This is a genomic window from Ruegeria sp. CG11 (assembly GCF_056537245.1).
In genome coordinates this window covers 90,998-113,580 of the sequence record NZ_JBQFRE010000009.1, presented here as the reverse complement: position 1 = coordinate 113,580, position 22,583 = coordinate 90,998, and the positions used below count along the sequence as shown (strand labels likewise).

Annotated in this window: 27 protein-coding genes; 17 read left to right on the top strand and 10 right to left on the bottom strand. The window is 60.9% G+C overall.

Features of this window, described 5'->3' with window-relative positions; all coding sequences use genetic code 11:
* Window positions 1–15: 15 nt before the first annotated feature.
* The 4 genes from serB to ACR0KW_RS17315 are packed head-to-tail and all read left to right on the top strand — an operon-like array spanning window position 16 to window position 2,028.
* On the top strand, window positions 16–894 hold the full coding sequence (gene serB, locus ACR0KW_RS17330) for a phosphoserine phosphatase SerB (protein WP_480806121.1): 879 nt from the start codon (window positions 16–18) through the stop codon (window positions 892–894).
* A 46-nt stretch (window positions 895–940) separates the two neighbouring features.
* Window positions 941–1,270, top strand: a complete 330-nt coding sequence (locus ACR0KW_RS17325; protein ID WP_480806120.1) for an ArsR/SmtB family transcription factor — start codon at window positions 941–943, stop codon at window positions 1,268–1,270.
* Window positions 1,258–1,683, top strand: coding sequence for an SRPBCC family protein (locus tag ACR0KW_RS17320; protein WP_170401079.1), 426 nt, complete (start codon window positions 1,258–1,260; stop codon window positions 1,681–1,683). Before ACR0KW_RS17325 ends, ACR0KW_RS17320 begins: the two co-directional genes overlap by 13 nt.
* A 24-nt stretch (window positions 1,684–1,707) precedes the next feature.
* Window positions 1,708–2,028, top strand: coding sequence for a YciI family protein (locus ACR0KW_RS17315; protein WP_170383832.1), 321 nt, complete (start codon window positions 1,708–1,710; stop codon window positions 2,026–2,028).
* Window positions 2,029–2,031: 3 nt separating this feature from the next.
* On the opposite strand, the gene ACR0KW_RS17310 is transcribed toward ACR0KW_RS17315, so the two are convergent.
* The gene (locus tag ACR0KW_RS17310) at window positions 2,032–3,030 is read right to left on the bottom strand and encodes an asparaginase (protein WP_480806119.1); all 999 of its coding nucleotides are present in this window, start codon (window positions 3,028–3,030) and stop codon (window positions 2,032–2,034) included.
* Between the two features lie 178 nt (window positions 3,031–3,208).
* On the opposite strand from ACR0KW_RS17310, the gene ACR0KW_RS17305 reads away from it, so the two are divergent.
* The 5 genes from ACR0KW_RS17305 (at window position 3,209) to ACR0KW_RS17285 (ending at window position 6,709) form a co-directional block, all read left to right on the top strand.
* The gene (locus tag ACR0KW_RS17305) at window positions 3,209–3,742 is read left to right on the top strand and encodes an invasion associated locus B family protein (RefSeq protein ID WP_170328042.1); all 534 of its coding nucleotides are present in this window, start codon (window positions 3,209–3,211) and stop codon (window positions 3,740–3,742) included.
* A gap of 162 nt (window positions 3,743–3,904) precedes the next feature.
* Window positions 3,905–4,072 (top strand): hypothetical protein, encoded by a 168-nt coding sequence (locus ACR0KW_RS17300; protein ID WP_170447168.1) that lies wholly within the window; start codon window positions 3,905–3,907, stop codon window positions 4,070–4,072.
* A 131-nt stretch (window positions 4,073–4,203) separates the two neighbouring features.
* Window positions 4,204–4,581: a lysozyme inhibitor LprI family protein gene (locus ACR0KW_RS17295; RefSeq protein WP_480806118.1), complete on the top strand. Its 378-nt coding sequence runs from the start codon at window positions 4,204–4,206 to the stop codon at window positions 4,579–4,581.
* Between the two features lie 79 nt (window positions 4,582–4,660).
* Window positions 4,661–5,848 (top strand): dual-specificity RNA methyltransferase RlmN, encoded by a 1,188-nt coding sequence (gene rlmN / locus ACR0KW_RS17290; protein ID WP_480806117.1) that lies wholly within the window; start codon window positions 4,661–4,663, stop codon window positions 5,846–5,848.
* Between the two features lie 234 nt (window positions 5,849–6,082).
* A complete protein-coding gene (locus ACR0KW_RS17285; protein WP_480806116.1) occupies window positions 6,083–6,709 on the top strand; it encodes a cytochrome P460 family protein in 627 nt (208 codons plus the stop codon).
* 2 nt (window positions 6,710–6,711) lie between these two features.
* Here ACR0KW_RS17285 and ACR0KW_RS17280 read toward each other — a convergent pair whose 3' ends face one another.
* The 3 genes from ACR0KW_RS17280 to ACR0KW_RS17270 all read right to left on the bottom strand — a co-directional run bounded on the left by ACR0KW_RS17280 (window position 6,712) and on the right by ACR0KW_RS17270 (window position 9,686).
* Entirely contained in the window at window positions 6,712–8,370 is a 1,659-nt protein-coding gene (locus ACR0KW_RS17280) for a U32 family peptidase (protein WP_480806115.1), read from the bottom strand.
* A gap of 63 nt (window positions 8,371–8,433) precedes the next feature.
* Window positions 8,434–8,772, bottom strand: a complete 339-nt coding sequence (locus ACR0KW_RS17275) for a chaperone modulator CbpM (RefSeq protein ID WP_170328048.1) — start codon at window positions 8,770–8,772, stop codon at window positions 8,434–8,436.
* The gene (locus ACR0KW_RS17270; protein ID WP_480806114.1) at window positions 8,769–9,686 is read right to left on the bottom strand and encodes a DnaJ C-terminal domain-containing protein; all 918 of its coding nucleotides are present in this window, start codon (window positions 9,684–9,686) and stop codon (window positions 8,769–8,771) included. The genes ACR0KW_RS17275 and ACR0KW_RS17270 overlap by 4 nt, the downstream gene beginning before the upstream one ends.
* A gap of 148 nt (window positions 9,687–9,834) precedes the next feature.
* Here ACR0KW_RS17270 and ACR0KW_RS17265 point away from each other — a divergent pair, with 148 nt between their 5' ends.
* On the top strand, window positions 9,835–10,218 hold the full coding sequence (locus tag ACR0KW_RS17265; protein ID WP_480806113.1) for a hypothetical protein: 384 nt from the start codon (window positions 9,835–9,837) through the stop codon (window positions 10,216–10,218).
* Here ACR0KW_RS17265 and ACR0KW_RS17260 read toward each other — a convergent pair whose 3' ends face one another.
* Both ACR0KW_RS17260 and ACR0KW_RS17255 read right to left on the bottom strand, forming a co-directional pair.
* Window positions 10,219–11,316 (bottom strand): cystathionine gamma-lyase, encoded by a 1,098-nt coding sequence (locus ACR0KW_RS17260; protein ID WP_480806112.1) that lies wholly within the window; start codon window positions 11,314–11,316, stop codon window positions 10,219–10,221.
* A 3-nt stretch (window positions 11,317–11,319) separates the two neighbouring features.
* On the bottom strand, window positions 11,320–12,162 hold the full coding sequence (locus ACR0KW_RS17255; protein ID WP_480806111.1) for an LOG family protein: 843 nt from the start codon (window positions 12,160–12,162) through the stop codon (window positions 11,320–11,322).
* A 79-nt stretch (window positions 12,163–12,241) separates the two neighbouring features.
* Between ACR0KW_RS17255 and ACR0KW_RS17250 the strand changes: the two genes are divergently transcribed.
* Window positions 12,242–13,159, top strand: a complete 918-nt coding sequence (locus ACR0KW_RS17250; RefSeq protein ID WP_480806110.1) for a threonine/serine dehydratase — start codon at window positions 12,242–12,244, stop codon at window positions 13,157–13,159.
* A 108-nt stretch (window positions 13,160–13,267) separates the two neighbouring features.
* The gene (dapD, locus tag ACR0KW_RS17245; protein ID WP_480642537.1) at window positions 13,268–14,095 is read left to right on the top strand and encodes a 2,3,4,5-tetrahydropyridine-2,6-dicarboxylate N-succinyltransferase; all 828 of its coding nucleotides are present in this window, start codon (window positions 13,268–13,270) and stop codon (window positions 14,093–14,095) included.
* 54 nt (window positions 14,096–14,149) lie between these two features.
* Here the strand turns inward: dapD and ACR0KW_RS17240 are convergent, their stop codons facing one another.
* Complete coding sequence (locus tag ACR0KW_RS17240; protein ID WP_480806109.1) at window positions 14,150–14,485, bottom strand: cupin domain-containing protein; 336 nt, start codon at window positions 14,483–14,485, stop codon at window positions 14,150–14,152.
* Window positions 14,486–14,591: 106 nt separating this feature from the next.
* Here ACR0KW_RS17240 and ACR0KW_RS17235 point away from each other — a divergent pair, with 106 nt between their 5' ends.
* Entirely contained in the window at window positions 14,592–14,936 is a 345-nt protein-coding gene (locus ACR0KW_RS17235; protein WP_170328148.1) for a hypothetical protein, read from the top strand.
* Here the strand turns inward: ACR0KW_RS17235 and ACR0KW_RS17230 are convergent.
* Window positions 14,933–15,991: a transporter substrate-binding domain-containing protein gene (locus tag ACR0KW_RS17230; RefSeq protein WP_480806108.1), complete on the bottom strand. Its 1,059-nt coding sequence runs from the start codon at window positions 15,989–15,991 to the stop codon at window positions 14,933–14,935. The genes ACR0KW_RS17235 and ACR0KW_RS17230 overlap by 4 nt on opposite strands.
* 199 nt (window positions 15,992–16,190) lie before the next feature.
* On the opposite strand from ACR0KW_RS17230, the gene dapE reads away from it, so the two are divergent.
* The 3 genes from dapE to rnr are packed head-to-tail and all read left to right on the top strand — an operon-like array spanning window position 16,191 to window position 20,215.
* Entirely contained in the window at window positions 16,191–17,330 is a 1,140-nt protein-coding gene (gene dapE / locus ACR0KW_RS17225; RefSeq protein ID WP_480806107.1) for a succinyl-diaminopimelate desuccinylase, read from the top strand.
* 3 nt (window positions 17,331–17,333) lie between these two features.
* A complete protein-coding gene (locus ACR0KW_RS17220; RefSeq protein ID WP_480806106.1) occupies window positions 17,334–17,909 on the top strand; it encodes a TIGR04282 family arsenosugar biosynthesis glycosyltransferase in 576 nt (191 codons plus the stop codon).
* A 47-nt stretch (window positions 17,910–17,956) separates the two neighbouring features.
* Window positions 17,957–20,215, top strand: coding sequence for a ribonuclease R (rnr, locus tag ACR0KW_RS17215; protein WP_480806105.1), 2,259 nt, complete (start codon window positions 17,957–17,959; stop codon window positions 20,213–20,215).
* Here the strand turns inward: rnr and ACR0KW_RS17210 are convergent.
* Entirely contained in the window at window positions 20,206–20,592 is a 387-nt protein-coding gene (locus tag ACR0KW_RS17210; protein WP_480806104.1) for a DUF1801 domain-containing protein, read from the bottom strand. The two genes, rnr and ACR0KW_RS17210, sit on opposite strands and share 10 nt — an antisense overlap.
* A gap of 111 nt (window positions 20,593–20,703) precedes the next feature.
* Here ACR0KW_RS17210 and ACR0KW_RS17205 point away from each other — a divergent pair, with 111 nt between their 5' ends.
* Window positions 20,704–22,002 carry a lytic murein transglycosylase gene (locus tag ACR0KW_RS17205; protein WP_480806103.1) on the top strand — a complete coding sequence of 433 codons (1,299 nt, stop codon included), beginning with the start codon at window positions 20,704–20,706 and terminating at the stop codon, window positions 22,000–22,002.
* A 79-nt stretch (window positions 22,003–22,081) separates the two neighbouring features.
* On the opposite strand, the gene ACR0KW_RS17200 is transcribed toward ACR0KW_RS17205, so the two are convergent.
* Window positions 22,082–22,528: a DUF1622 domain-containing protein gene (locus tag ACR0KW_RS17200; protein WP_480806102.1), complete on the bottom strand. Its 447-nt coding sequence runs from the start codon at window positions 22,526–22,528 to the stop codon at window positions 22,082–22,084.
* Window positions 22,529–22,583 lie beyond the last annotated feature (55 nt).

The window sequence follows — 22,583 nt, the reverse complement described above, 5'->3', positions numbered from 1 at the left end:
TGCAGGAGACCGACCATGTACGTAGCCACTCTGTTGACCAACCCGAATCTGCCGAAGCTGGACGAGGCTGTGGTCGAGACGCTTTGCAATGCCTGGGGCGGGTCGGATCCGGTCTGGCTGAGCGAGAATGAGGCCGCTGAATTCAGGTTCCCCGCGCTGACCGACAACCAAGAGGCGGTCTGGGCCGAGCTGCAGCTGTTGGAGATCGACCTGATCGTGCAGCCGCTCGGAAAACGCCGCAAACTGATGCTGCTGGCCGACATGGACAGCACCATGATCCGGCAGGAATGTATCGACGAACTGGCTGACGAGGCCGGTGTTGGCGATCGGGTCAAAGACATCACCGCGCGGGCGATGAATGGCGAACTGGATTTCGAGGGCGCGTTGATCGAACGGGTCGGTCTGCTGAAAGGACTGGAAGAGGCGGTAATCGATAAGGTGCTTGAGGAACGCATCACGCTGATGCCGGGCGGGGCGGAACTGGTTGCGACCATGCGCATGAACGGCGGCTATGCGGCTTTGGTCTCGGGCGGGTTCACGGCGTTCACCGCCAAGGTGGCCGAGCAGTTGGGCTTTGACGAAAACCGCGCCAACACGCTGCTAGCCGAGAATGGCAAGCTGACCGGCGATGTGCAGCGCCCGATTCTGGGCAAACAGGCCAAGGTGGACGCGTTGGAGCAGATCACCAAACGGCTGGGCCTGTCCGAGGCTGACGTGCTGGCCGTGGGCGACGGGGCCAACGATCTGGGCATGTTGGGACGGGCCGGAACCGGGGTAGCGCTGCACGCCAAGCCCTCGGTCGCGCAGAAATGCGACATCCGGGTCAACTATGGGGACCTGACGGCACTGCTGTATCTGCAGGGCTATTCCCGAGCAGCCTTTGCGGACGTCTGAAAAACTGGGTCTTCCCTTTATTTAACAATAATGTTAAACGGCGGTCATGAACACGCTTCTGACCGCATTCTCGGCCTTGTCCGATGCCACCCGATTCTCGATCGTCGAGCAGTTGATGCAGGATGGCGAGCTGCCCGCAGGTGACCTGATCGAAGGGCGCGGCATGTCCGGCGCTGCGATCTCGCGCCATCTGAAAGTACTGCGCGAAGCTGGCTTGGTGCAGCAACGCGTTCGGGGCAGCCAGCGGATGTATTCCATCCAGCCCGAGGGGCTGCGGGCGATTGCCGAGTGGACCATCTCGAAACGACAATTCTGGGAAAGCAGCCTCGACCGTTTGAACGTCTTGATTGAAAGGGAGAATTCATGGCCGACCTGAAACTGGAACGTGAGTTCCCGACCGCACCGGAAAACCTGTTTGCCTGGATCAGCGATGGCGCAAAGCTGTTGCAGTGGTGGGGACCCGAAGGAATGCACGTGCCCGAGCATGATCTGGATTTCTCGCGCCTTGGGCCGTGGTATTCGGTCATGCAGAACGCCGAGGGCCAGCAATACAAGGTTTCGGGGCAGGTCACCCATGTCGATCCGCCCAACTCGGTGGGGTTCACATGGGGCTGGCATGACGATCAGGATCAGCGCGGTGCCGAAAGCCATGTAACGCTGACCGTCGAACCCGCGGGCGAGGGCGCGCGCCTGATCCTGGATCACCGCGATCTGGGCGATGATGAGATCGCAGCGAACCACAACCAAGGTTGGACCTCGTCGCTACGCAAATTGGAAGCTCAGTTTTAAGAAATGCATCAGGGAGGAAGAGAAATGCCCCAATTTCTGTTTGTCTATCACGGCGGTCACACTCCGACTGATCCCGCCGAAATCGAAGCGACCATGGCCGCCTGGGGCGCGTGGTTCCAGAACATGGGTGACGCGCTGGACATCCCCGGCAATCCGGTGGGCCAGTCCTATACAGTCAGTTCCGGTGGCGTCGTCGACAATGGTGGGGCAAACCCGGCCTCGGGCTTTACCGTCATCAAGGCCGACAGCATCGATGCGGCGACCGAGATGGCCAAGGGCTGCCCCATGGTCGTGAGCGGAACAGGCTCGGTCGAAGTGGCCGAGGTGCATCCGATCGAAATGTGACCCTTAGCCGGGGAAACCCGGTGCCGGGCGGATCACGCCGCATTCGATCCCGCGGCGGCTGTATTGGATGGCGTTCATGAATTTGTGGGTGGCCGGGTGCTCGGCCTCCAGCACGCCCAGATGCACCAGAATGGCCGCGATGGCGCATTCGCTGGCGCGGGTGGTGCCATCGGTGATCTTCAGCGCCACACCCATGCGTTTTTCCGGAATGATGGCGACAAACACGGCCTCGGCCCCGGTTTTGATCGCGGTGCGGCCCTCCATGGCGCGCATCAGCTCTGTACAGGCGCGGTTTTCACCGGCTACCAGCTCCGGGTGTTTGATCATCGCTGCGGTCAGCTGCTGCGCCGCATCGCTGGCCCGGTCCGACCGATCAGCGGCCGAGGCAAACCACGCCATCGACCGCGCCAGCCCTAGCAGCGAAGTGGCGAAATTCGGCGCCGAACAGCCATCGATGCCATAGGCCGGACTTGTCTCGCCGGTCGTTTCTTCTAGTGCAGAGAGGCAAGCCTGTTGCACGTCATGATCAATCTCAAGATATTCTGGCCCCGCGCCCATATGCTGCGCCACGGTCAGGAAGCCGCAGTGCTTGCCCGAGCAGTTGTTGTGAATCTGGCAGGGTGTATCGTCGGCCAGAATCAACCCGTCGCGCGCCGCCATGTCTTGCGGTTCCTGCGGGCCACAGCGCAAGTCATGCTCGGTTAGACCCAGATGGTCCAACCAGGCCGTCACGCGGTCGGTATGAATATGCGCGCCGCTGTGTGAGGCACAGGCCAGCGCCAGATGCTCTGAATTCAGCCCGTACTTCGCAGCCGCACCGGATGTGATCAGCGGCAACCCCTGAATCATCTTGGCCGAAGACCGGGGGTAGATCGTCACATCCGGATCGCCCCAGCTTTGTACGATCTGGCCGCTGTCATCGCAGATCACTGCGTGACCCAGATGTAGGCTTTCCAGCAAGGGGCCGCGCCACAGTTCTGTCATTGCTACGGGCTGCGTCATCGGGACCCTCCTCAAATATGCGCAAAATTCTGCCAATCGCCCTTTCGCCTGTGGCGAAACCTGCGTTAGTGTGTGTATGTCGACAATCATCGGAATACGCAACTTACAGACGAACCGGCAAGGTGCGCAGGCATTTCCGATGGGTATGAGGTTTAGGTCGAGCTAGGAGGCTGGACAGATGGGATCGAAACTCGTCCGTGTGATCGCGGGCCTGTGCGTGGCAGGGATGGCCACAACTGCAACCGCTCAACAGGCGTCCAGCACCAATCGTGTGGCTGCCAAGACGGATTGGAGCGTGTTCGTCGAAGAAGATCCCACCGAATGCTGGAGCGTGGCGACCCCCGACGAAACCGTCAACACGCGCGGTGGACGCGTGGTATCGGTGCGACGCAGTGACATTCTGCTGTTTGTGGTTTTCCGGCCCAGCGAAAACGTCGCCGGTCAGGTGTCGTTTACCGGCGGTTACCCGTTTGCAGCCGGGTCTTCGGTCAATGTCCGGATCGAAGATCAGGAGTTTGAGTTCATCACTGACGGCGAATGGGCCTGGCCCGCGACCCAAGGTCAGGAACCCAAAGTGATCGAGGCCATGAAAAAGGGCACCGAGGCGGTGGTGACGGCCCGGTCCGAACGCGGCACGCAGACCAAGGACACGTTCTCGTTGCTGGGATTCACCGCAGCGCTGGAAGACGCCCAAAAACGCTGCACGAACTGATCTTTTTCCGCAGACACGCGAAACTCCGTCATCCGGCGGGGTTTTCTTTTGTGCAAAACACGTTCGCTTGACGCCACGTCTGCCTGAAAAATTGATCCGTATCAAAGTGAGCGACCGACCTTTCTGAACTAATCAGTTCAGAGACAAGGAAGGAGCTTGCCCATGCTGAACAAAACCATTGTCGCCTTCATGATGACCGCCGCCATGTTCCTGAGCGCCTGTGAAAAAGATGCCGACACCTACCCGGTCTCGGGTGAGCAGTGCGGCCCGGAAGATCCGGTGAAAACGCTGGATGCTGCGGATTGCGATATCCTGCCTGCGGGCATCTGAGGGGTTTCGTCTAATCCGGAAAATCTGAATTTGGCCGCACCGGCTTGGTCGGTGCAGCCGATCTGTATTTGGGGGCTTCGCCGATGACGTGGTATCGTGGCCTCGCACAAAACCTCAGCCGGGAATGAACTATGCGCCACGTCTTGCTTTTACTGTTGTTGTCATCCGCGGCTTTGGCGGACCCGACGTTAGAGTGCTCAGACGCAGGATCGCAGGTCGAAATCGGGTCTTGCGTTGGCGCAATGGAGAACCGGGTCGCTCAGGCGCTGGAAGAAAGTTACGGCTTTGCCATGCAGGCCGCCAAAGAATTGGATGATGTCACGGGGCGCATCGTTGCGCAGCCCGCATTGGAGGCCGCGCAATCGGCTTGGGAAAGCTACAGGGATGCGCAATGCGAGGCCATCGGCGCCTCATACGGCGGAGGGTCGGGAACCGGTATCGCGATCACGTCGTGCAGGGTCGATCTGGGTCGTGCGCGTGTGGATGAATTGCTGCGCTTTGCCGATTGATCGGTACGATTCCTTTTGATCTTTGCGGATGTTCCTATATAGAGGCGCATCCCAAGCCAGAATCCGTTGAGATAGCCCCATGTCGCCCAAAGCGCCGATCACTCAAGACGTCATGACCATCCCCCGCAAATTGCCCGAGGGGAAGATTAACCTTGTCGGCCTGACCCGCGACCAACTGCGCGAGGTCCTGATCCAACACGGCACGCCGGAAAAGCAGGCCAAGATGCGCACAGGCCAGATCTGGCAGTGGATCTATCAATGGGGCGTGCGTGACTTTGCCGAGATGACCAATCTGGCCAAAGCCTATCGCGCGCAACTGGCCGAGAATTTCGTGATCGAAATCCCCGAAGTGGTGACCCGTCAGGTCTCGGAAGACGGCACCCGCAAATACCTGTGCCGTATCGCCGGCGGGCACGAGGTCGAGGTGGTCTATATCCCCGAAGAGGATCGCGGCACGCTGTGCATCTCGTCTCAGGTCGGCTGCACGCTGACCTGTTCCTTCTGCCATACGGGCACGCAGAAACTGGTGCGCAACCTGACGGCGGCCGAGATTGTCGGGCAGGTGATGATGGCCCGCGACGATCTTGACGAATGGCCCACGCCCGGGGCGCCCAAGGACGAAACCCGGCTGCTGTCGAATATCGTTCTGATGGGCATGGGCGAGCCGCTTTACAATTTCGAAAACGTCCGCGACGCGATGAAAATCGCCATGGACCCCGAGGGGATTTCCCTGTCGCGCCGTCGGATCACGCTGTCGACCTCGGGCGTGGTGCCTGAAATTGCGCGCACGGCAGAAGAAATCGGTTGTCTGTTGGCGATCTCCTTCCATGCCACCACGGATGAAACCCGTGACGTGCTGGTGCCGATCAACAAGCGCTGGAACATCGAGGAACTGCTGCAGGCGCTGGCCAGCTATCCCAAAGCCTCGAATTCCGAGCGGATCACCTTTGAATACGTGATGCTGGATGGCGTGAACGACAGTGACGAGGACGCGCATCGCCTGATCGACCACATCAAGCGTCACAACATTCCGGCCAAGATCAACCTGATTCCCTTCAACGAATGGCCGGGCGCGCCCTATAAGCGCAGCTCGAACAACCGTATCCGGGCATTTGCGAACATTATCTATCAGGCGGGCTATGCCTCACCCATCCGCAAAACCCGCGGCGAGGATATCATGGCGGCCTGTGGTCAGTTGAAATCGGCCACCGAACGCGCCCGTAAATCGCGCAAACAGATCGAGGCCGAAGCCGGGCTGCAAAGCTGATCCGTTCGATTGTATCGCAGTGGGCGACAATAAATTAATGTTTGGCCCGCTGTTTTTTGAATGCAAAATTTGATATATTTCGACCGTCAAGGCGGGATGGGCGCATTTCACTCTTGCGCACAAAGCGGTGAAAGCCGCTCTCCGGTCGTGGCGCGTTTGTTCAGGGCCGCTATCTTATTTTAGGCATGACCGGCAGCGTTCAGGCGAACCTTATAAACCAGGTAGGCCATCTCTATGTTGTTACGATTATTGAGACTGTTTTCGATTTTCCTTGCAGCGTTGGTGTTTTCGGGCATTTCCGCCCCTCAAACGGCTGCGCAATCCACCGGCGAGGACGCGCATATCGCCATTGAAAATCCGGCAGATTTGTCGAAGGACGAGGCGTTGCAGATTTACAAGTCGCTGCAACGGCGTATGGCGCGCGGGTATGGTGCTGCGCAATTGGATGAGTTGTTGAATTACCAAAGCTGGCCGCTGTTCAATGATGCACCCTATATATCTGCCACCCATGGCCAGCGTTACGTTAACAGCTATGCTAATCGCATGGCGCATAACTACGGCACCTTGCAAGAGGGCGAAAAGCTGCCCAAAGGCTCAGTCCTGGCCAAGGACAGCGTGACTGTCACGGATCAGGGCAACGTTCATCCCGGCGCCCTGTTCGTGATGGAGAAGCTGGCCGAAGGCGCCAGCCCCGACACGGCCGATTGGCGCTATATCATGGTGCTACCGGACGGGTCTTTGTTCGGTGATACGATGGGGTTCCGCGCCTCAGCGGTCGGTTATTGCCATGAGTGTCACGAGGCAGTCGCCGACCGTGATTACACGTTCTTTGTTCCCGAAGACTACATCGCCGGGAACTAACGTCAGACGGCCTCATCAGGCAGTTTCAGCGCCGTGGCTTCACGGCGGCTGAGTTGCTCGCCCTGTTTGCGTTTCGACAGCACCTCGCGGGCCAGCGCGTATTTCTCGTCTTGCCAGAAGATCAGACAGCCATTGCAGCCTTTGCCACAACAGCCCTCGGTGCCGATGCGGTTGGTCTTGAAGCGGCGTTCGTTGCCGTCCTCGCCGATCTTTTCCACCAGCTCGTCGCGGCGGCGTTCATAGGCCTTTGGATTGTCACGGCCCGAGGTCTCAAGCCCCTGTACCAGCTTGTCGAACCGGATGCGGCTCCAGTGTTCGTCGGTCAGGGCGCGTTCCTTGCGCAGGACGGAATAGACCGGGAAACGGGCACGCAGGTCGTCGATGTCTTCGTGATCGAACAGGGTGAAGGGCAGGCGGATGACGGTCTTCGTGCTGCCATGCACCACGTCCAGCCGCGCGCCGTCATGGGCGCGTTCGAAATCATAGACCCGCAGCAGAACCGTGTCGCGTGAGATGGGTGAGACGAAATCCAGCACGTCACCCGGTTCCAGCTTGTTCTTCACCTCGACCAGAAACGCATCTTCGGTGACCTCGGTGACGATCCCGGCATATTCCCATTGGGCGATGGATGCCGTGTGCTCGTAGTCGTGGGAATAGTTGGTCAGCCGCCCTTCGTGGAAGGCCAGCGTATAGCCGCGGTTCCCGACGGTTTCGAGTTCGCGCATGTAAGGCTTGGGGTCCCAGCTCTCGGGGTCGGCGTGATAGTCATCAATGGCCATGCGATAGGCGCGGGCGACAATGGCGGCGTAATATTCGGACTTGCCGCGCCCTTCGACCTTGAGGCTGTCGACACCGATCTTCAGGTACTCATCCAGCTTGGGCATGATGCACAGGTCGCGCGAGTTCAGGATGTATGATCCCCGATCATCCTCTTCGATCGGCATCAGGTCACCGGGGCGGCAGCCTTCCTCCAACAGAAATTCGAACAGGTCGGCATTTTCTTCGGTGATGCGCAGCTCCTGATGGGTTCCGTCCTTGAGGCGCAGCTTCAGGCCATAGTTCCAGCGGCAGGAATTGGCGCAGTTGCCCTGATTGGCGCCACGCTCAGCCATGAAGTTCGACAGCAGGCAGCGGCCCGAATAGGTCATGCACATGGCGCCGTGAACAAAGGCCTCAAGCTTGATGTCGGGGCATTTCTCGCGGATCTCGACCAGTTCGGGGTAGGAGACCTCGCGCGCCAGAACCACCAGTTCGGCCCCTTGGTCCTGCCAGAACTTCACCGACAGCCAAGAACAGATATTGGCCTGGGTCGAGATGTGCAGCGGCAGTTCGGGTGCCCGTTCGCGCACATATTGGAATACGCCGGGGTCGGCGATGATCAGCCCGTCGGGCTTCACCTTGCGGACCGTGTCGATATATTCGTCCAGCTTCGGGATGTCCTTGTTGTGCGAAAACAGGTTCAGCGTCAGATAGGCGCGCCGCCCGTGCTGGTGACAGAATTCGACCCCTTCGATCACCTCGTCCAGCGAAAACTCGGATTTCGTGCGCAGCGACATGTCCGGCGTACCCAGATACACCGCATCCGCCCCGTAGAGGATGGCGAGTTTCAGTTTGCGCAGATTGCCCGCAGGCATCAGCAGTTCGGATCTGGACTGGGTCATGGTCATACCGGGTTTTGGATCAAGGCGGCCTTTTACGGCAAAGACCCCGAGTCCAAAAGCCCGTTATCTGCGACGGAACCGCGCTGTGCCTATGACCTCGATTAGTTGCTTGCGAACGGGGTCGGGCTGCGCCTCGACCGCGTTCAGGACCTCGCGCAGTTCGGCGCGCAACCCGTGCATCTGGTCGATCAGAGAGATCATCATAGACAGCGCATCCGGTTCCATCTCGTACTGGTCATGCAGCTCGCAGGCCAGTTCCAGGCGGGCGACATCGAGGCTGTGATAGACCAGACCCTCATCGGTTTGTTCGGGGATCACGATCTCGGCGGCCAGATATTCGGTCAGCCGGGCCGAAGTCAGGCGGGTGACGGTTGCGATCAGTTGCTCTTCGGTCAGGCTCATGACGGCATTCCTTTGCGCGGATCATAGCTGTGGTCTTCGCGCCATGTTTCCATAAACTGCTTCAACTCGTCGTCGATCTGGTCGGGCATCGTGATGGTCAGTTCGATCAGCTGATCGCCGCGTTCGGTTGAGCCCCGTTTCTTAACCCCCTTGCCCCGCAGGCGCAGGGTCTTGCCGCTGCTGGTGCCGGCCGGAACGCTGACATTGACGTCGCCGTCGATAGTTGGCGCGGGCACTTTGCCGCCCAGAATGGCCTCATCAATCGTGATCGGCAGGGTGATGTGGATGTCATCGCCCTGACGATCAAAGACCGGGTGTTTCGCGACCGAGACCGTGACCAGCGCGTCGCCCGGCGGGCCTTCACCAAAGCCCGGATCGCCCTTGCCGCGCAGGCGGATGGTCTGGCCGTCAGTGATACCGGCGGGGATTTTCACCTCGATCCGGTCTCCATCGGGCAGAGTCAGTTTCTGGCTGGCGCCGAACACCGCATCCAAGAAGCTGATCTGCAGACTGTAGGCGCGATTGTGCCCCGGCGCGTGAAATTCCTGTGTGCGTTGGCCATAGCCACCTCGACCACGCATGAACTCGGCGAAAATGTCGGACATGTCGTCCGGGTCTGCCTGACGCCCGCGATAGGGGTTCCCTGCGGCTTCGGCATAGTCGCGGTAATATTGCTTCTGGGGGCGCTCCTGACCCGAGGCGTCGATCTCGCCCCGGTCATATTGCCCCCGCTTTTCCGGGTCTTTCAGCAGGTCATAGGCGGCGGCTGCGGCCTTGAACTTGGCTTCGGCCTCGGCGTCGCCGGGTTTCAGGTCGGGGTGGCATTCCTTGGCGATGCGCCGATAGGCCTTTTTGATCTCGGCATCGCTGGCGTCTTTGGTGACGCCAAGGGCGGAATAGGGATCGTCGCTCATCTCACCTCTCGCAGGTCGGGCTGAACAGGATGGGTTTTATCATGCGTTTTCAAGGGGCCAAAAGGAAGAGGCTTTTGAAACCGCTCGCAAATTCCTGCGGGCCTGTTAACATATGCATGTTTTCAAGTGATCGCTGACGGAGACCCCAATGACACGCAGATTGAAGTCCATTCTGGCCCTGCTCGCCGGGAATGCTATCGGATTGTTGTTGGCGGCACTATTGTTGCCGGAATTTGCGATCCGGCCAATCTCATTCATCGTGGTGGTGATTGTCTTCACGCTGGTGCAGTGGATTGCCGAACCTTTGATCCTGAAGCTGGGTGAGAAAAGAGCGCCCTCGATCAAGGGCGGTATCGCGCTGATCGTGACGTTCGTGGGTTTGCTGGTCACCGATCTGGTGACCAACGGGCTGACGATTGGCGGGATTTCCAACCTGCTGGCCGCAACGCTGCTGGTTTGGCTGGGGGCGCTGATCGCCAGCGTGGTGCTGCCGATCTACGTTTTCAAGGAACTGCGTGCGCCCAAGAAGTGATCACAGCGCGTTCAGGCTGGCCTCTATCGCGTGCCACAGCTCTTCCACCGGCTCGCACCCGACCGACAGACGGATGAATGCGGGGTCGACATCGTCACCCCACCGCGCTCGACGCTCGGCGGAACTGTGGACGCCGCCAAAGGAGGTGGCGGGGCGCAGCATCGGACAGGCATTGATGAAGGTTTCAGCCTTGTCTTCCGATTCCAGCGTGATCGACAGCAGGAAGCCGAACCGTGAAGTCTGCGCCTTGGCCAGCGTATGCGAGGGGTCGCCGGGCAGGCCGGGATAACGGATGTGTTTCACAGCCGGGTGCTGCGTCAGTCGTCCGGCCAGCACCTGCGCCGAGCAACACATCCGGTCAAAGCGCACGTCCAGCGTTTCCAACCCGCGATGCAGCAACCAGGCCTCATGCGGGCCGGGGATCGCGCCGGAAACCCTCCGCCATTCCTCAACCCGTTCCATGATCTGTGGGTTACGGCTGGCCACATGGCCCATCAGCAAGTCGGAATGCCCACCCATGGCTTTGGTATCGGAGGCCACCACCACGTCGATACCCAGATCCAGCGGACGCTGGCCCAGCGGCGTTAGGGTCGTGTTGTCGGCAATCGTGATGCCCCCGGCGGCGCGTACAGCCGAGGCGATGGCCGGCAGGTCCAACATGTCCAGCCCGGGGTTCGAGGGGCTTTCGACAAAAACCACATCGAAGCCGTCAAACCCGCCTTCAGTAAACGTGGTTGTCGGGCGTTCGGTGACCGAAACACCCAGCCCGGACAGAAACCGGTCGGCCAATACCCGCGTGACGTAATACCCATCCGACGGGATCAGAAGGCGCGATCCGGATTTCAAGGCCGCAAATAAAGCCGCCGAAATTGCCCCCATGCCCGACGGGAAGGTCAGGCAAGGCGCGTCCTCCAGATGGGCCAGAACGTGTTCCAGATGCTGCCACGTGGGGTTGTCGACCCGGCCATAGGTGGGCAGGCCATCCGGCGCACCGGGCAGGTGGAACATGCTGCTTTGGGTCAGCGGCAGCGCCACGGGGTCTCCCGCGTTCAACGCATTGCCGCGCAGATGCAGCATCTCTCCGGTCTTTGGTGCCATCCTTCAGCGCCCCGGAATTTCGTCGCGGGGCGGGGCGGGTTCCCAGTTCTCGATGATATCGACCGCCTCTTGTGCGGTGTCGACAAAGCGGAACAGGTCAAGGTCTTCGTCCGAGATCGTGCCTGCGTCGGCCAGAGCTTCCCAGTTGATGACCTTTTCCCAAAACGCGCGCCCGAACAGCAGGAAGGGTACGCGTTCCATCCGGCCGGTCTGGATCAGTGTGAGGGATTCGAACAGCTCATCCATCGTGCCAAACCCGCCGGGAAAGATGGTGATGGCGCGGGCGCGCATCAGGAAGTGCATCTTGCGAATGGCAAAATAGTGGAAGTTGAAGCTGAGCTCCGGGGTCACAAATTCGTTCGGTGCCTGTTCATGCGGCAACACGATGTTCAGGCCGATCGAACAGCCGCCCGCATCCTGCGCGCCGCGGTTCCCGGCCTCCATCACGCCGGGGCCACCGCCGGTGACGATGACATTCTCGCGGCAGCCGGTTTCATTGGATTTCTCGGTCATCAGCCGGGCGAATTCCCGCGCCTCGTCATAGTATTTTGACAGTCCTGCCAGCGTGTCCGTCCGCGCCGTGTGTTTCTGCGACGGTTCCGGAATACGCGCGCCGCCGAACATGACGATGGTCGAGGTGATCTCACGCTCAGTCATGATCATCTCGGGCTTCAGCAATTCCAGTTGCAGGCGCACCGGACGCAACTCATCCCGGCACAGGAAATCGTCATCGGCAAAGGCAAGGCGATACGCGGGTGAGCGTGTCTGCGGCGTGTCCGGCACCTCGCTTGCGGTCGAGCGGTCGGTCTGTGCGTCGCGGAAGGGGCTGAGGCGGTCTTCTCTCATGGGTGATGGTTCCCTGCTTGCGTGTTCCTAAAACAGCTATAGGGTTCGCGGCCAGAGCGCCAGTCACGGAAGAACAACAATGAATTGGAAGAGCGAAATTTCAGCAGCCGCCGACCGGATCACCGGTTATGCGCAGGTGACACCGGTAATGGAGAGCACGGCCTTGGGGCTGGATTACCCGGTCGAAATGAAGCTAGAGCACTTGCAGCATACCGGCAGTTTCAAGGCGCGCGGGGCGTTCAACACGTTGCTCAGCATGGATGTGCCCGAAGCGGGTGTCGTGGCAGCTTCCGGGGGTAATCATGGTGCGGCGGCGGCCTTTGCGGCGCGGTCCTTGGGTTATCCGGCGAAAATCTTCGTGCCGGAAATTGCGGGGCCGTCCAAAATCGCCCTGATCGAACAGACCGGTGCCAATCTGAGCGTGGTGCCCGGCGAATATGCCAATGCGCTGACCAGCGCGCAGCAGCACGAAGAGTCGACGGGCGCGATGCAGATCCACGCCTATGACGCGCCCGCCACCGTGGCCGGGCAGGGCACCTGCTTTGCCGAGTGGGAGGAGCAGGGCCTGCAGGCCGATACGGTTCTGATCGCGGTTGGCGGCGGCGGGTTGATCGCCGGGGCGCTGGGCTGGTTTCAGGGCGCGCGTAAGGTTGTAGCCGTCGAACCCGAAACCTCCTGCGCGCTGAACGCGGCCTTGCAGGCGGGTGAGCCGGTGGATGTGACCGTCTCGGGCATTGCTGCCAACGCGCTGGGCGCGCGGCGGATTGGCTCGATCTGTTTCGGTCTGGCGCAGGGGATGTCTTCGGTTCTGGTGAGGGATGAGGCCATTGCCGAGGCGCAGCAGCGGCTATGGCAAGCGCATCGAATCCTTGTGGAACCGGCTGGCGCGACGGCCCTCGCAGCTCTGCTTTCCGGGGCTTACCAGCCGGAACCGGGTGAGCGCGTGGCGGTGCTGATCTGCGGCGGCAATATCTCTCCGGACCCTCTGGGCGCATAAAACCGCAGCAAACAGCCGCAAAGCGCGCGTTCAGCGTCGCATTGCGGCCAGTCCTTCGCTTGCGTATAGGCAACACCAACGTGAACAGATTCTGCAGGGAGCCCTCACATGTCCAACGCGCAACTGGAAGCCGCCATCGAAGCCGCCTGGGAGGCGCGCGACACCATCACCCCCGCCACCACCGGCGAGACCCGTGAAGCGATCGAAGATACGCTGAACGCGCTGGACAGCGGCTCGCTGCGGGTTGCCGAAAAGCTGGAGAGCGGTGATTGGCACGTGAATCAGTGGGCCAAGAAAGCGGTTCTGCTGGGCTTCCGCATCAAGGATATGGAAATCCAGAACGGCGGCCCGCAGGCTGGCGGCTGGTGGGATAAGGTGGACAGCAAGTTTGCCGGTTGGGGTGAGAACCAGTGGCAAGCCGCTGGCTTCCGCGCGGTTCCCAACTGTGTGGTGCGCAAGTCGGCCTATATCGCGCCGGGCGTGGTGCTGATGCCGTCTTTTGTAAACCTGGGCGCCTATGTCGACGAAGGCACCATGGTTGATACATGGGCCACCGTGGGGTCCTGTGCGCAGATCGGTAAGAACGTCCACCTGTCGGGCGGCGTCGGTATCGGCGGTGTGCTGGAGCCGATGCAGGCAGGCCCGACCATCATCGAAGACAACTGCTTTATCGGGGCCCGCTCCGAAGTGGTTGAGGGCTGCATCGTCCGCGAAGGCTCGGTTCTGGGCATGGGTGTTTTCATCGGCAAGTCGACCAAGATCGTCGACCGCGAAACCGGCGAAGTCATGTATGGCGAAGTGCCGCCCTACTCGGTGGTTGTTGCCGGTTCGATGCCGTCCAAGAACAATGTCAGCCTGTATTGCGCCGTGATCGTGAAGCGGGTGGACGAGAAGACCCGCTCGAAAACAGGGATCAACGAGCTGCTGCGCGACTGATTGGGCCGCAGATCAAATAAAACAGGCCGCGGCGCAATGCTGCGGCCTTTTTTGTTACCCTTTGACCGGATAGCGGTCGGGTTCCTCGAACACGTCGATCACTCGTGTTCCGGCCTTGATCTTGCCGCCATGTTCGACGCCGGAGGGGATCGAATAGCTGTCGCCGGGGCGATAGGTTTTGGTCTCATCCCCGATGGTCAGTTCCACCTCGCCCTCAATCACCGTGCCCCATTGCGCCTTGTGCGAATGCGCGGGCAGTTCGAAATCCTTGAGGAAGGTGAAGAAGGCCACCAGCCCCGCATCCGACCGGATCACCGCTGATTGCACCACGTCCTCGGGGAAGGGCACGTCGAGGCTGGGGAAGTCGGTGATGAAATCTGGGTACGTCATGGAAAGGTCCTTTGCGGTCTGGGTCACGGCACTATGAAGGTGAAGCTTCGGACCTGCAATTCCCGACCGCTTGACCGGGCGCGAACGTGCGGCTATGGCCCCCAACATGGAAAAGCAAAAGAAACCCTCTCGTCAGCAGGTTTATACCCTGCTTGTGCAGATCGGCCGCAAAGACGGCGACGGCCTGCCCGAAGGCGCGACCGGGGCGGCGCTGATGTGTTTTGCCAGCGGCGTGGACGAGGCCGAGGCCGTGCGCGAAACCGTAGCTATTCTGAAGCAGGCCGATACGGCGCCGCTGGATGTCACCGGCTATGGCACCCTCGCCGAGCGCGAGGCGCAGGGCCATGACATTGACCCGGACGAGCGGGCGCTGATGCAACGGGCGCTGGATGAAAACGCAGTGATCGTTGCGCAGATGACGCCGTTTTTCGGCGATGAGGAACAGGCTTAGTTCCGCACGCCGAACCACTTGCGGTAAATCTCGTCATAGGTGCCGTCTTCGCGCAGTTTTAGTAGTGCTTGATTGACGTCCTCGACCAGAGGTGAGCCGGTCGGGAAGGCGATCCCGTAGCTTTCGCGCAGGAAGATGCCGCCGGTCATCGCAGCGATCCGGCGACCTTCGTGGGCGGCGTAATAGGACAGGATCGGGGCGTCGAAAACCACGGCATCCAGATCCTTTTCCTTGAAAGCGGCCAGCATCTCATCAAGGCCGGAATACCCGGTGAATTCAATCTCGCGCCGGTTCAGGAAACTGGCGGCGGTGGAATCCGTGATCGTACCCACCTGCTTGCCATACAGATCGTTGACCGAATTGACGCTGCCGCTGATCGCATCCACCGTCATGACCGAGGTGATGCGCGCCGTGAATACCGACACGATGAACAGGGACGAGACCACCAGAACCACACCCAACAGGCGGCCGAAGGGGGTGCGCGGCATCCGTTCTTCGAACCCGCCATTCACCACCAGGTTCAGTGCCCACCAGAAGGACGGGAACCAGGCCTCTTTCAGCTTACGGTCAAAATAGGGCTGCGAGCGGCGCTCAAACGTCCACATCAACATCCCGCCGCCCAGCAAAAGCGCAAAGGCCAGACCGATGGCGATGAACAATTCACGCGACAGCAGCGCATGCAGCAGGGAAGGCTGGCGCGCGGCCTCGGACGGGACCATGATCTGCAACCCGGCCTCGAAAATCGGCTGGCTGAAGTCCATCTGCGTTTCACGCGCGGCGGTGATCGAGATGTTGGCGATGGCCAGATCGGCGGACCCATCCTGCACCGCGCCCAGCATGTCGTTGAAGGTCCCGACCCGATCGACCGAATACTCCCAGTTCAGTGACTCGGCCAGCGCCTCGAGCAGGTCCATGGAAAACCCGGTCTGTGCCCCGTCTTCGACATAGGAAAACGGAGGGCGGGTCACCGTGGTGACATTCAGCGTCTGTGCCTGGCTTTGTTGTGCAAGAGCGGCAAAGGTCAGGCAGACCAATGCGAAAAGCGCGCGTATCATTGTCAAATCACCTGTTTGGCGGGGCTCTAACGCAGATTTGAACGCTGCGGCAAGGTGATCGCGGGGTAAAGACCTGTGTTTTGTTGGGGTGACAAAGCGAAACACGTGGAAAAAAGCCCTCAGATTTGGGCGGGCGGGGGTTGGCAATCGGTCCAATTCGTTGAATCTGTGCACGCAAACGAACCAAAGGGGCGCAGCCATGACAGATCCGGTAGAGTTGACAGCGGCCCTAACCCGTTGCCCATCGGTCACACCCGAGGAAGGCGGAGCGCTGGTTCTTTTAGAACAATTGCTGTCCGATGCGGGGTTCGACTGTACCCGTGTGGACCGCGGCGGCATCAGCAACCTGTTTGCACGCTGGGGCGAAAAGGGCCACGCGCGCAGCTTTGGCTTCAATGGCCACACTGATGTCGTACCGGTAGGCGACGAGGCCGCCTGGACCATGCCGCCCTTTGGCGCCGAAATCCGCGATGGCGTGATGTACGGGCGCGGCACCACGGACATGAAATCCGGCGTGGCGGCCTTTGCGGCTGCGGCGGTGGATTTCGTGCGCGACACGCCGCCCGACGGCGCCGTGATCCTGACCATCACCGGCGATGAAGAGGCCGACGCGCTGGACGGCACCACGGCGCTGCTGGATTACATGGCCGAGGCCAATGAGAAGATGTCGGTCTGTCTGGTAGGCGAACCGACCTGCCCGAATACGATGGGTGAAATGATGAAGATCGGCCGCCGCGGCTCAATGACCGCATGGTTCACCGTGACCGGCGTGCAGGGGCATTCCGCCTATCCGCATCGGGCGAAAAACCCTCTGCCCGCGATGGCGCGGCTGATGGACCGACTGGCCAGTCACGAGCTGGATCACGGTACGGACCATTTCGACGCCTCGACGCTGGCGGTCGTGAATATCGACACGGGCAACGAAGCGACCAACGTGATTCCGGCGCAATGCAACGGGGCGGTGAATATCCGCTTCAACGATCTGCACTCGGGCGCAAGCCTCAGCGAATGGCTGCGGGCCGAGGCGCAAAACGTGGCCGAAACCTATGAGGTAGAGGTGGGCGTGCGCATCAAGATCTCGGGTGAAAGCTTCCTGACCCCGCCCGGCCCGCTGTCCGATCTGGTGGCGCAGGCCGTTGAGGCGGAAACCGGTATCCGGCCCGAGATGTCCACCACGGGCGGCACTTCGGACGCGCGGTTTGTGAAAGATCACTGCCCGGTGGTCGAGTTCGGCTTGGTAGGCCGCACGATGCATCAGGTGGATGAATGCGTCGAGGTTGCGCATATCGAACAGCTCAAGGCGATTTACACGCGCATCTTGCGGGACTACTTCGCCTGAGTGATGCAGCGCACTCTGGTCATCATGGTGAAAGAACCACGCCCGGGGCGGGTGAAAACCCGGCTGGGCCGCGATATCGGCATGGTCGGCGCGGCGTGGTGGTTCCGGCAGCAGACCCGGTCTCTGATCCGGCGATTGCGCGATCCGCGCTGGCAGATCGTGCTGGCGGTTTCGCCTGATCGAGAGGGGCTGACCAGTCGCATCTGGCCCGCCGACCTGCCGCGCGCGGCACAGGGGCGGGGGGATCTGGGTCACCGGATGGCTCGCATGCTGCGCGGCATGCCAAAAGGACCCGTTTGCCTGATCGGCGCGGATATTCCCGGCATCACGCGCGGGCACATCGCAAGGGCCTTCAAGGCGCTTGGGCAAGACCAGATGGTCTTCGGCCCTGCACCGGACGGTGGGTATTGGCTGGTCGGGGCGCAACGATACAGTACACTTCCGCTGAGCCTGTTTCGCGATGTCCGTTGGTCAACCGAACACGCTCTGGCGGACACCCTGGCCTCTGTCCCCGGCACGCGCGTGACCTTGCTGGATCAGTTGCGCGATGTCGACACGCTGGCGGATCTGAAACCCTGATCCTTTTTAGTCATGACGCGGTCGCATCCCCGTGCTAGGCCGGAATTATGACTCGCATCCCCACCAAGCAAGAGGTCCTCGACTGGATCTCGGCGAACCCCACCCTGACCTCGAAACGCGATATCGCCAAGGCCTTTGGCATCAAGGGCGCTGACCGGATTGATCTGAAGCGTATCCTCAAGGAACTTGAGGCCGAAGGCCATCTGGAAAAGCGCAAGCGCAGCTATCGCGACCCGGATCGCCTGCCGCCGGTCAGCGTGTTGCAGGTGAAGGCTCCGAACGCCGATGGCGATCTGTTTGCCCGCCCGCTGGAGTGGCACGGCGAAGGGGTCGAACCTATTGTCCTAATCATCACTCGTGCCAGTGATCCGGCGCTGGGCGAGGGCGACCGTATTCTCGCTCGCCTGACAGTGGTGCATGAGGAAGACCACAACTACGAGGCCCGCCTGATCCGCCGCATCGGGACCAACCCGCGCAAGATCGTCGGTATCTTCCGCAAAGGGGCCGAGGGCGGGCGGATCGTACCCATCGACAAGACCGGCCAGACCGAATGGCTGGTCCATGACGGCGCGGTTCTGGGTGCCAAAGACGGTGAGTTGGTCGAAGCCGAACAGGCCGGGCCAAAAAACCGCATGGGCCTGCCCCGTGCCCGCATCGTGGAACGGTTGGGCGACCCATCGGCGCCGAAGGCCGTGTCCCTGATCGCCATTCACCAACACGGTATACCTGACGATTTCCCAGACAAGGTAATTGCCGAGGCTGACAAAGCTAAACCCGTTGGTTTGAAGGGGCGCGAAGATCTGCGCGACATGCCGCTGCTGACCATCGACCCCTCGGATGCGCGGGATCATGACGATGCCTGTTACGCGCACGCGGATGACGACCCCAAGAACCCCGGCGGCCATGTGATCTGGGTCGCCATCGCTGATGTGGCCGCATACGTGCAGCCCGGAACCGCGCTGGATCGCGAGGCGCGCAAGCGCGGCAATTCCAGCTATTTCCCGGATCGCGTGGTGCCGATGCTGCCGGATCGTCTGTCGGGTGACCTGTGCTCGCTGCACGAAGGCGTCCCGCGGGCCTGTATTGCCGTGCGGATGCAGATCGACGCGGACGGCAACAAGGTCGGCCACCGATTTGTGCGCGGCCTGATGCGCTCTGCCGCCTCGCTGCATTACGCCGAGGTTCAGGAGGCCATCGATAGCAACCCGAACGATCGCACCGGGCCGTTGTTGGAACCGGTTCTGAAACCGCTCTACGCCGCTTACGCCGCGCTGAAAAAGGCGCGCGCCGTGCGGCAGCCGCTGGAACTGGACCTGCCGGAGCGCAAGATTGTCCTCAGCGAAAAGGGCGAGGTCGAGAGCGTGGCTTTCCGCGAACGTCTGGACGCCCACAAGCTGATCGAGGAATTCATGATCCTCGCCAACGTGGCCGCGGCCGAGACACTGATCGCCAAACGCCGCCCACTGTTGTTCCGCGTGCACGAAGAACCCGCGCCGGAGAAGCTGGAAAGCCTACGGGAAACGGCGCAGGCGGCAGGGCTAAACCTCGCCAAGGGGCAGGTGCTGCAAACCCGTCATCTGAACGCGCTGCTGAATGCGGCTGCGGGAACCGAGGATGCGGAGCTGATCAACCTGACCACCCTGCGGTCGATGGCGCAGGCCTATTACAATCCTGAAAACTTCGGCCATTTCGGGCTGGCGCTGCAGAACTATGCGCATTTCACCTCACCCATCCGCCGCTATGCCGACCTGATCGTGCACAGGGCGCTGATCTCAGCCCATGGCTGGGGCAAGGACGGGTTGACCGAGGATGAAATTATGCGCCTGGACGAAACCGCCACCCATATTTCGGACACCGAGCGCCGGTCGATGATGGCGGAACGGGACACGACAGACCGCTACCTAGCTGCCTATCTCAGCGAACGTGTGGGCAATGAGTTCTCGGGCCGCATCAGCGGCATCGCCCGGTTCGGCGCCTTCGTGAAGATGGACGAAACCGGCGCGGATGGACTGGTGCCCGTGCGTTCGTTGGGGCGCGAGTTCTTCCACTTCGATCGTGAGGCGGGAACGTTGATGGGTTCGGACACCGGGCTAATCATTGCCATCGGCCAGCGCGTCACCGTGCGCCTGACCGAGGCCACACCCGTCACCGGCGGGCTGGAACTGGAATTGCTGTCCATCGATGATCAGGCTCTGCCGCGCGGCCGTGGCCCGAAAGGGCGGTCGACGCGACGCAAGGCGGTCAGCACCAAGCGCAAGAAGGACAAGATCAAACGCAAGGTCGAACGCAAACGCCGTCAGAGGTGATAGGTCAGCGCCCGCGCTATCAGCCACCCGTGGCGCGTGGGATCGATCTGCGCAGGATCGTCGAACAGGACGGCCCTGTTGCCGTCCAGTCGATCCTCACCCGGAAAGGCCGAGGTGAAATCGCCCATCAGCCGGCTTTGGCAATGCACGAATATCGCAAAACTCGCCGATTTATGCGAGCCGATCCGGATCGTAGAACCCTTCGGCGTCAGATAGGCGGGCTGCCCCCAACGCAGGGCCTCTTGCAGAGGTTGCGCATGGGGTAACGAAGCGGCGGTGTCAAAGATCAGCTCGCGCAGGATCAGCGCGCCGTCACGGGCGTCCTTGGGCAAGGCATCATAGGCAGCGGCCACTTTGGGATCGTCAAACGGTGTCATCTCAGCAGCTTATCCGGTTTCGCCAAGCACGTCAGAAGTTTCAGTTTGAGCACTTTGTGAATTTCGCATTTTGCGCTATTCTGAACCCGAGCAGTAATCAGGAATTTCGGAATGCGTAAATGCACAAGTGGCGTTATTGCCGCTGCATTATGGGCATCCATTGTGCAGGCGGAATCCCTTAACACGGCGGATGGGTCTCAGACCTTTCAGCTGGCCTCGGCCGATTTGACCGTGTCTTTGCGACCGGTCCTGCGGCCTTCAGCGATGGAGTATCGGGTGTCGACCGAAGGAAACGCGCGGTTTCAGGCGTGGCTGGGGGCGTTTCGGGACCGGGCGCGTGAACAGGGCCTTTCCGCCGCCACGCTGGATCAGGCGCTGGCCGGTCTGACCTATGACAAGAAGATCATCGAACGCGACCGCAATCAGGCCGAATTCTCAAAACCGATCTGGGAGTATCTGGATTCCGCCGTCTCGGACACACGGATTTCGAACGGCCGCGCGGGTTTGGACCGTCACCACGCGACCCTGGCCCGGATCGAAGCGCAATATGGCGTCGAGAAGGAGGTTATCACCGCGATCTGGGGCCTTGAGACTGCGTTCGGTACGTTTCGGGGCAGCGATCATACAATCCGTTCGCTGGCCACTCTGGCCTTTGATGCGCGGCGGGCGCAGTTCTTTGAAACCCAGCTGATCGCCGCATTGCAGATCGTTCAGGCCGGAGATGTCAGCCCCGGCCACATGGTTGGCAGCTGGGCGGGCGCGATGGGGCATACGCAGTTCATGCCGACCTCGTATCTGGATCACGCGGTGGATTTCGACGGTGACGGACGGCGGGATATCTGGTCGGATGATCCGACCGATGCACTGGCCTCGGCCGCCGCCTATCTGGCGCGGCACGGCTGGATCAAGGGGCAACCTTGGGGGGTCGAGGTACGCCTGCCCGAGGGGTTCGACTATGCCACCGCCAAGCGGGATTACACGCTGTTGCCATCTGACTGGGCCGCGCGCGGTGTGGTCGGGCGTGACGGCAACCCGGTCCCGGATCATGGGCAAGCCGCCATCCTTTTGCCCGCCGGAGGGCAGGGCGTGGCGCTGATGATTTTCGACAATTTCCGCGTGATCGAGACATATAACGGCGCCGACGCCTATGTCATCGGTATCGGCCACCTGTCCGACCGTCTGGCCGGGCGCGCGCCGTTTCAGGCCGACTGGCCCCGCAGCGACCGGGTGCTGAGTTTCACCGAGAAAAAGGAGCTGCAAACACGCCTGACCGAGGCCGGGTTTGACACCCAAGGCATCGACGGACGCACCGGGCCAAACACGACCGAAGCCGTGCGGGCGTACCAATTGGCGCAGGGCATACTGCCGGACGGTTATGCCAGTTTGAAGCTGTTGCAGCGGCTGCGGTGAGTGCCTGACGCGCGCGTTGGAAACGTCTGGGAACACGGCCCGAAACGGTGTGCGCATAGTGCCCAAGGTCACCGGGTCGTCAGGGAACGGACGTGTTCTTGTTCGCTCGTTTGACGGTTTTGCCATCCGCCTCAAGATCGTCTTTGGTTTGTTGGACGTGCCATACCTCGATCCGGGTGAAATAGCTGACGGCGATGCGGATGGCGACAAGAACGGCAAGAAAGAACAGATCGTTGAGCGCAAGGCTCAGAGCCGAATGGATGATGTCGGCAACGATGAAAACCTCAAGTCCCGACAGAATGTAGCGGCCATACTCGACCCGCCTTATGTCCAGATGCGCCCCTCGGACGTCAAGCTGACCATTCAGTTCGGCGCGCACAAATCCCCAGACGAACCGCATTGTCCCGATGACCAGAATGAAGATTGCCATCAACTCGATGGAAATGGCGATCCATTTGAGGATTGCGTCAAGGCCGGGGGCGATGGCGTGTACCGATCCGTCGTCGGGTTCGAACAGGCTTAACATGTGGTTCTAACAGTGAAGTTCGTTTTGCGCGCATACTGGCGCAGGCGGGGCCTGC

Bases quoted from the DNA above. Each gene is read 5' to 3' on its own strand.
- rlmN (WP_480806117.1), top strand. From the start codon at position 4,661: ATGTCGCCCAAAGCGCCGATCACTCAAGACGTCATGACCATCCCCCGC.
- ACR0KW_RS17305 (WP_170328042.1), top strand. From the start codon at position 3,209: ATGGGATCGAAACTCGTCCGTGTGATCGCGGGCCTGTGCGTGGCAGGG.
- ACR0KW_RS17220 (WP_480806106.1), top strand. From the start codon at position 17,334: ATGCAGCGCACTCTGGTCATCATGGTGAAAGAACCACGCCCGGGGCGG.
- ACR0KW_RS17205 (WP_480806103.1), top strand. From the start codon at position 20,704: ATGCGTAAATGCACAAGTGGCGTTATTGCCGCTGCATTATGGGCATCC.
- dapD (WP_480642537.1), top strand. From the start codon at position 13,268: ATGTCCAACGCGCAACTGGAAGCCGCCATCGAAGCCGCCTGGGAGGCG.
- ACR0KW_RS17250 (WP_480806110.1), top strand. From the start codon at position 12,242: ATGAATTGGAAGAGCGAAATTTCAGCAGCCGCCGACCGGATCACCGGT.
- ACR0KW_RS17310 (WP_480806119.1), bottom strand. From the start codon at position 3,030: ATGACGCAGCCCGTAGCAATGACAGAACTGTGGCGCGGCCCCTTGCTG.
- ACR0KW_RS17300 (WP_170447168.1), top strand. From the start codon at position 3,905: ATGCTGAACAAAACCATTGTCGCCTTCATGATGACCGCCGCCATGTTC.
- ACR0KW_RS17265 (WP_480806113.1), top strand. From the start codon at position 9,835: ATGACACGCAGATTGAAGTCCATTCTGGCCCTGCTCGCCGGGAATGCT.
- ACR0KW_RS17295 (WP_480806118.1), top strand. From the start codon at position 4,204: ATGCGCCACGTCTTGCTTTTACTGTTGTTGTCATCCGCGGCTTTGGCG.
- ACR0KW_RS17325 (WP_480806120.1), top strand. From the start codon at position 941: ATGAACACGCTTCTGACCGCATTCTCGGCCTTGTCCGATGCCACCCGA.
- ACR0KW_RS17210 (WP_480806104.1), bottom strand. From the start codon at position 20,592: ATGACACCGTTTGACGATCCCAAAGTGGCCGCTGCCTATGATGCCTTG.
- ACR0KW_RS17255 (WP_480806111.1), bottom strand. From the start codon at position 12,162: ATGAGAGAAGACCGCCTCAGCCCCTTCCGCGACGCACAGACCGACCGC.
- ACR0KW_RS17240 (WP_480806109.1), bottom strand. From the start codon at position 14,485: ATGACGTACCCAGATTTCATCACCGACTTCCCCAGCCTCGACGTGCCC.
- ACR0KW_RS17235 (WP_170328148.1), top strand. From the start codon at position 14,592: ATGGAAAAGCAAAAGAAACCCTCTCGTCAGCAGGTTTATACCCTGCTT.
- ACR0KW_RS17260 (WP_480806112.1), bottom strand. From the start codon at position 11,316: ATGGCACCAAAGACCGGAGAGATGCTGCATCTGCGCGGCAATGCGTTG.
- rnr (WP_480806105.1), top strand. From the start codon at position 17,957: ATGACTCGCATCCCCACCAAGCAAGAGGTCCTCGACTGGATCTCGGCG.
- ACR0KW_RS17275 (WP_170328048.1), bottom strand. From the start codon at position 8,772: ATGAGCCTGACCGAAGAGCAACTGATCGCAACCGTCACCCGCCTGACT.
- ACR0KW_RS17320 (WP_170401079.1), top strand. From the start codon at position 1,258: ATGGCCGACCTGAAACTGGAACGTGAGTTCCCGACCGCACCGGAAAAC.
- ACR0KW_RS17270 (WP_480806114.1), bottom strand. From the start codon at position 9,686: ATGAGCGACGATCCCTATTCCGCCCTTGGCGTCACCAAAGACGCCAGC.
- ACR0KW_RS17200 (WP_480806102.1), bottom strand. From the start codon at position 22,528: ATGTTAAGCCTGTTCGAACCCGACGACGGATCGGTACACGCCATCGCC.
- ACR0KW_RS17315 (WP_170383832.1), top strand. From the start codon at position 1,708: ATGCCCCAATTTCTGTTTGTCTATCACGGCGGTCACACTCCGACTGAT.
- ACR0KW_RS17280 (WP_480806115.1), bottom strand. From the start codon at position 8,370: ATGACCCAGTCCAGATCCGAACTGCTGATGCCTGCGGGCAATCTGCGC.
- dapE (WP_480806107.1), top strand. From the start codon at position 16,191: ATGACAGATCCGGTAGAGTTGACAGCGGCCCTAACCCGTTGCCCATCG.
- ACR0KW_RS17285 (WP_480806116.1), top strand. From the start codon at position 6,083: ATGTTGTTACGATTATTGAGACTGTTTTCGATTTTCCTTGCAGCGTTG.
- serB (WP_480806121.1), top strand. From the start codon at position 16: ATGTACGTAGCCACTCTGTTGACCAACCCGAATCTGCCGAAGCTGGAC.
- ACR0KW_RS17230 (WP_480806108.1), bottom strand. From the start codon at position 15,991: ATGATACGCGCGCTTTTCGCATTGGTCTGCCTGACCTTTGCCGCTCTT.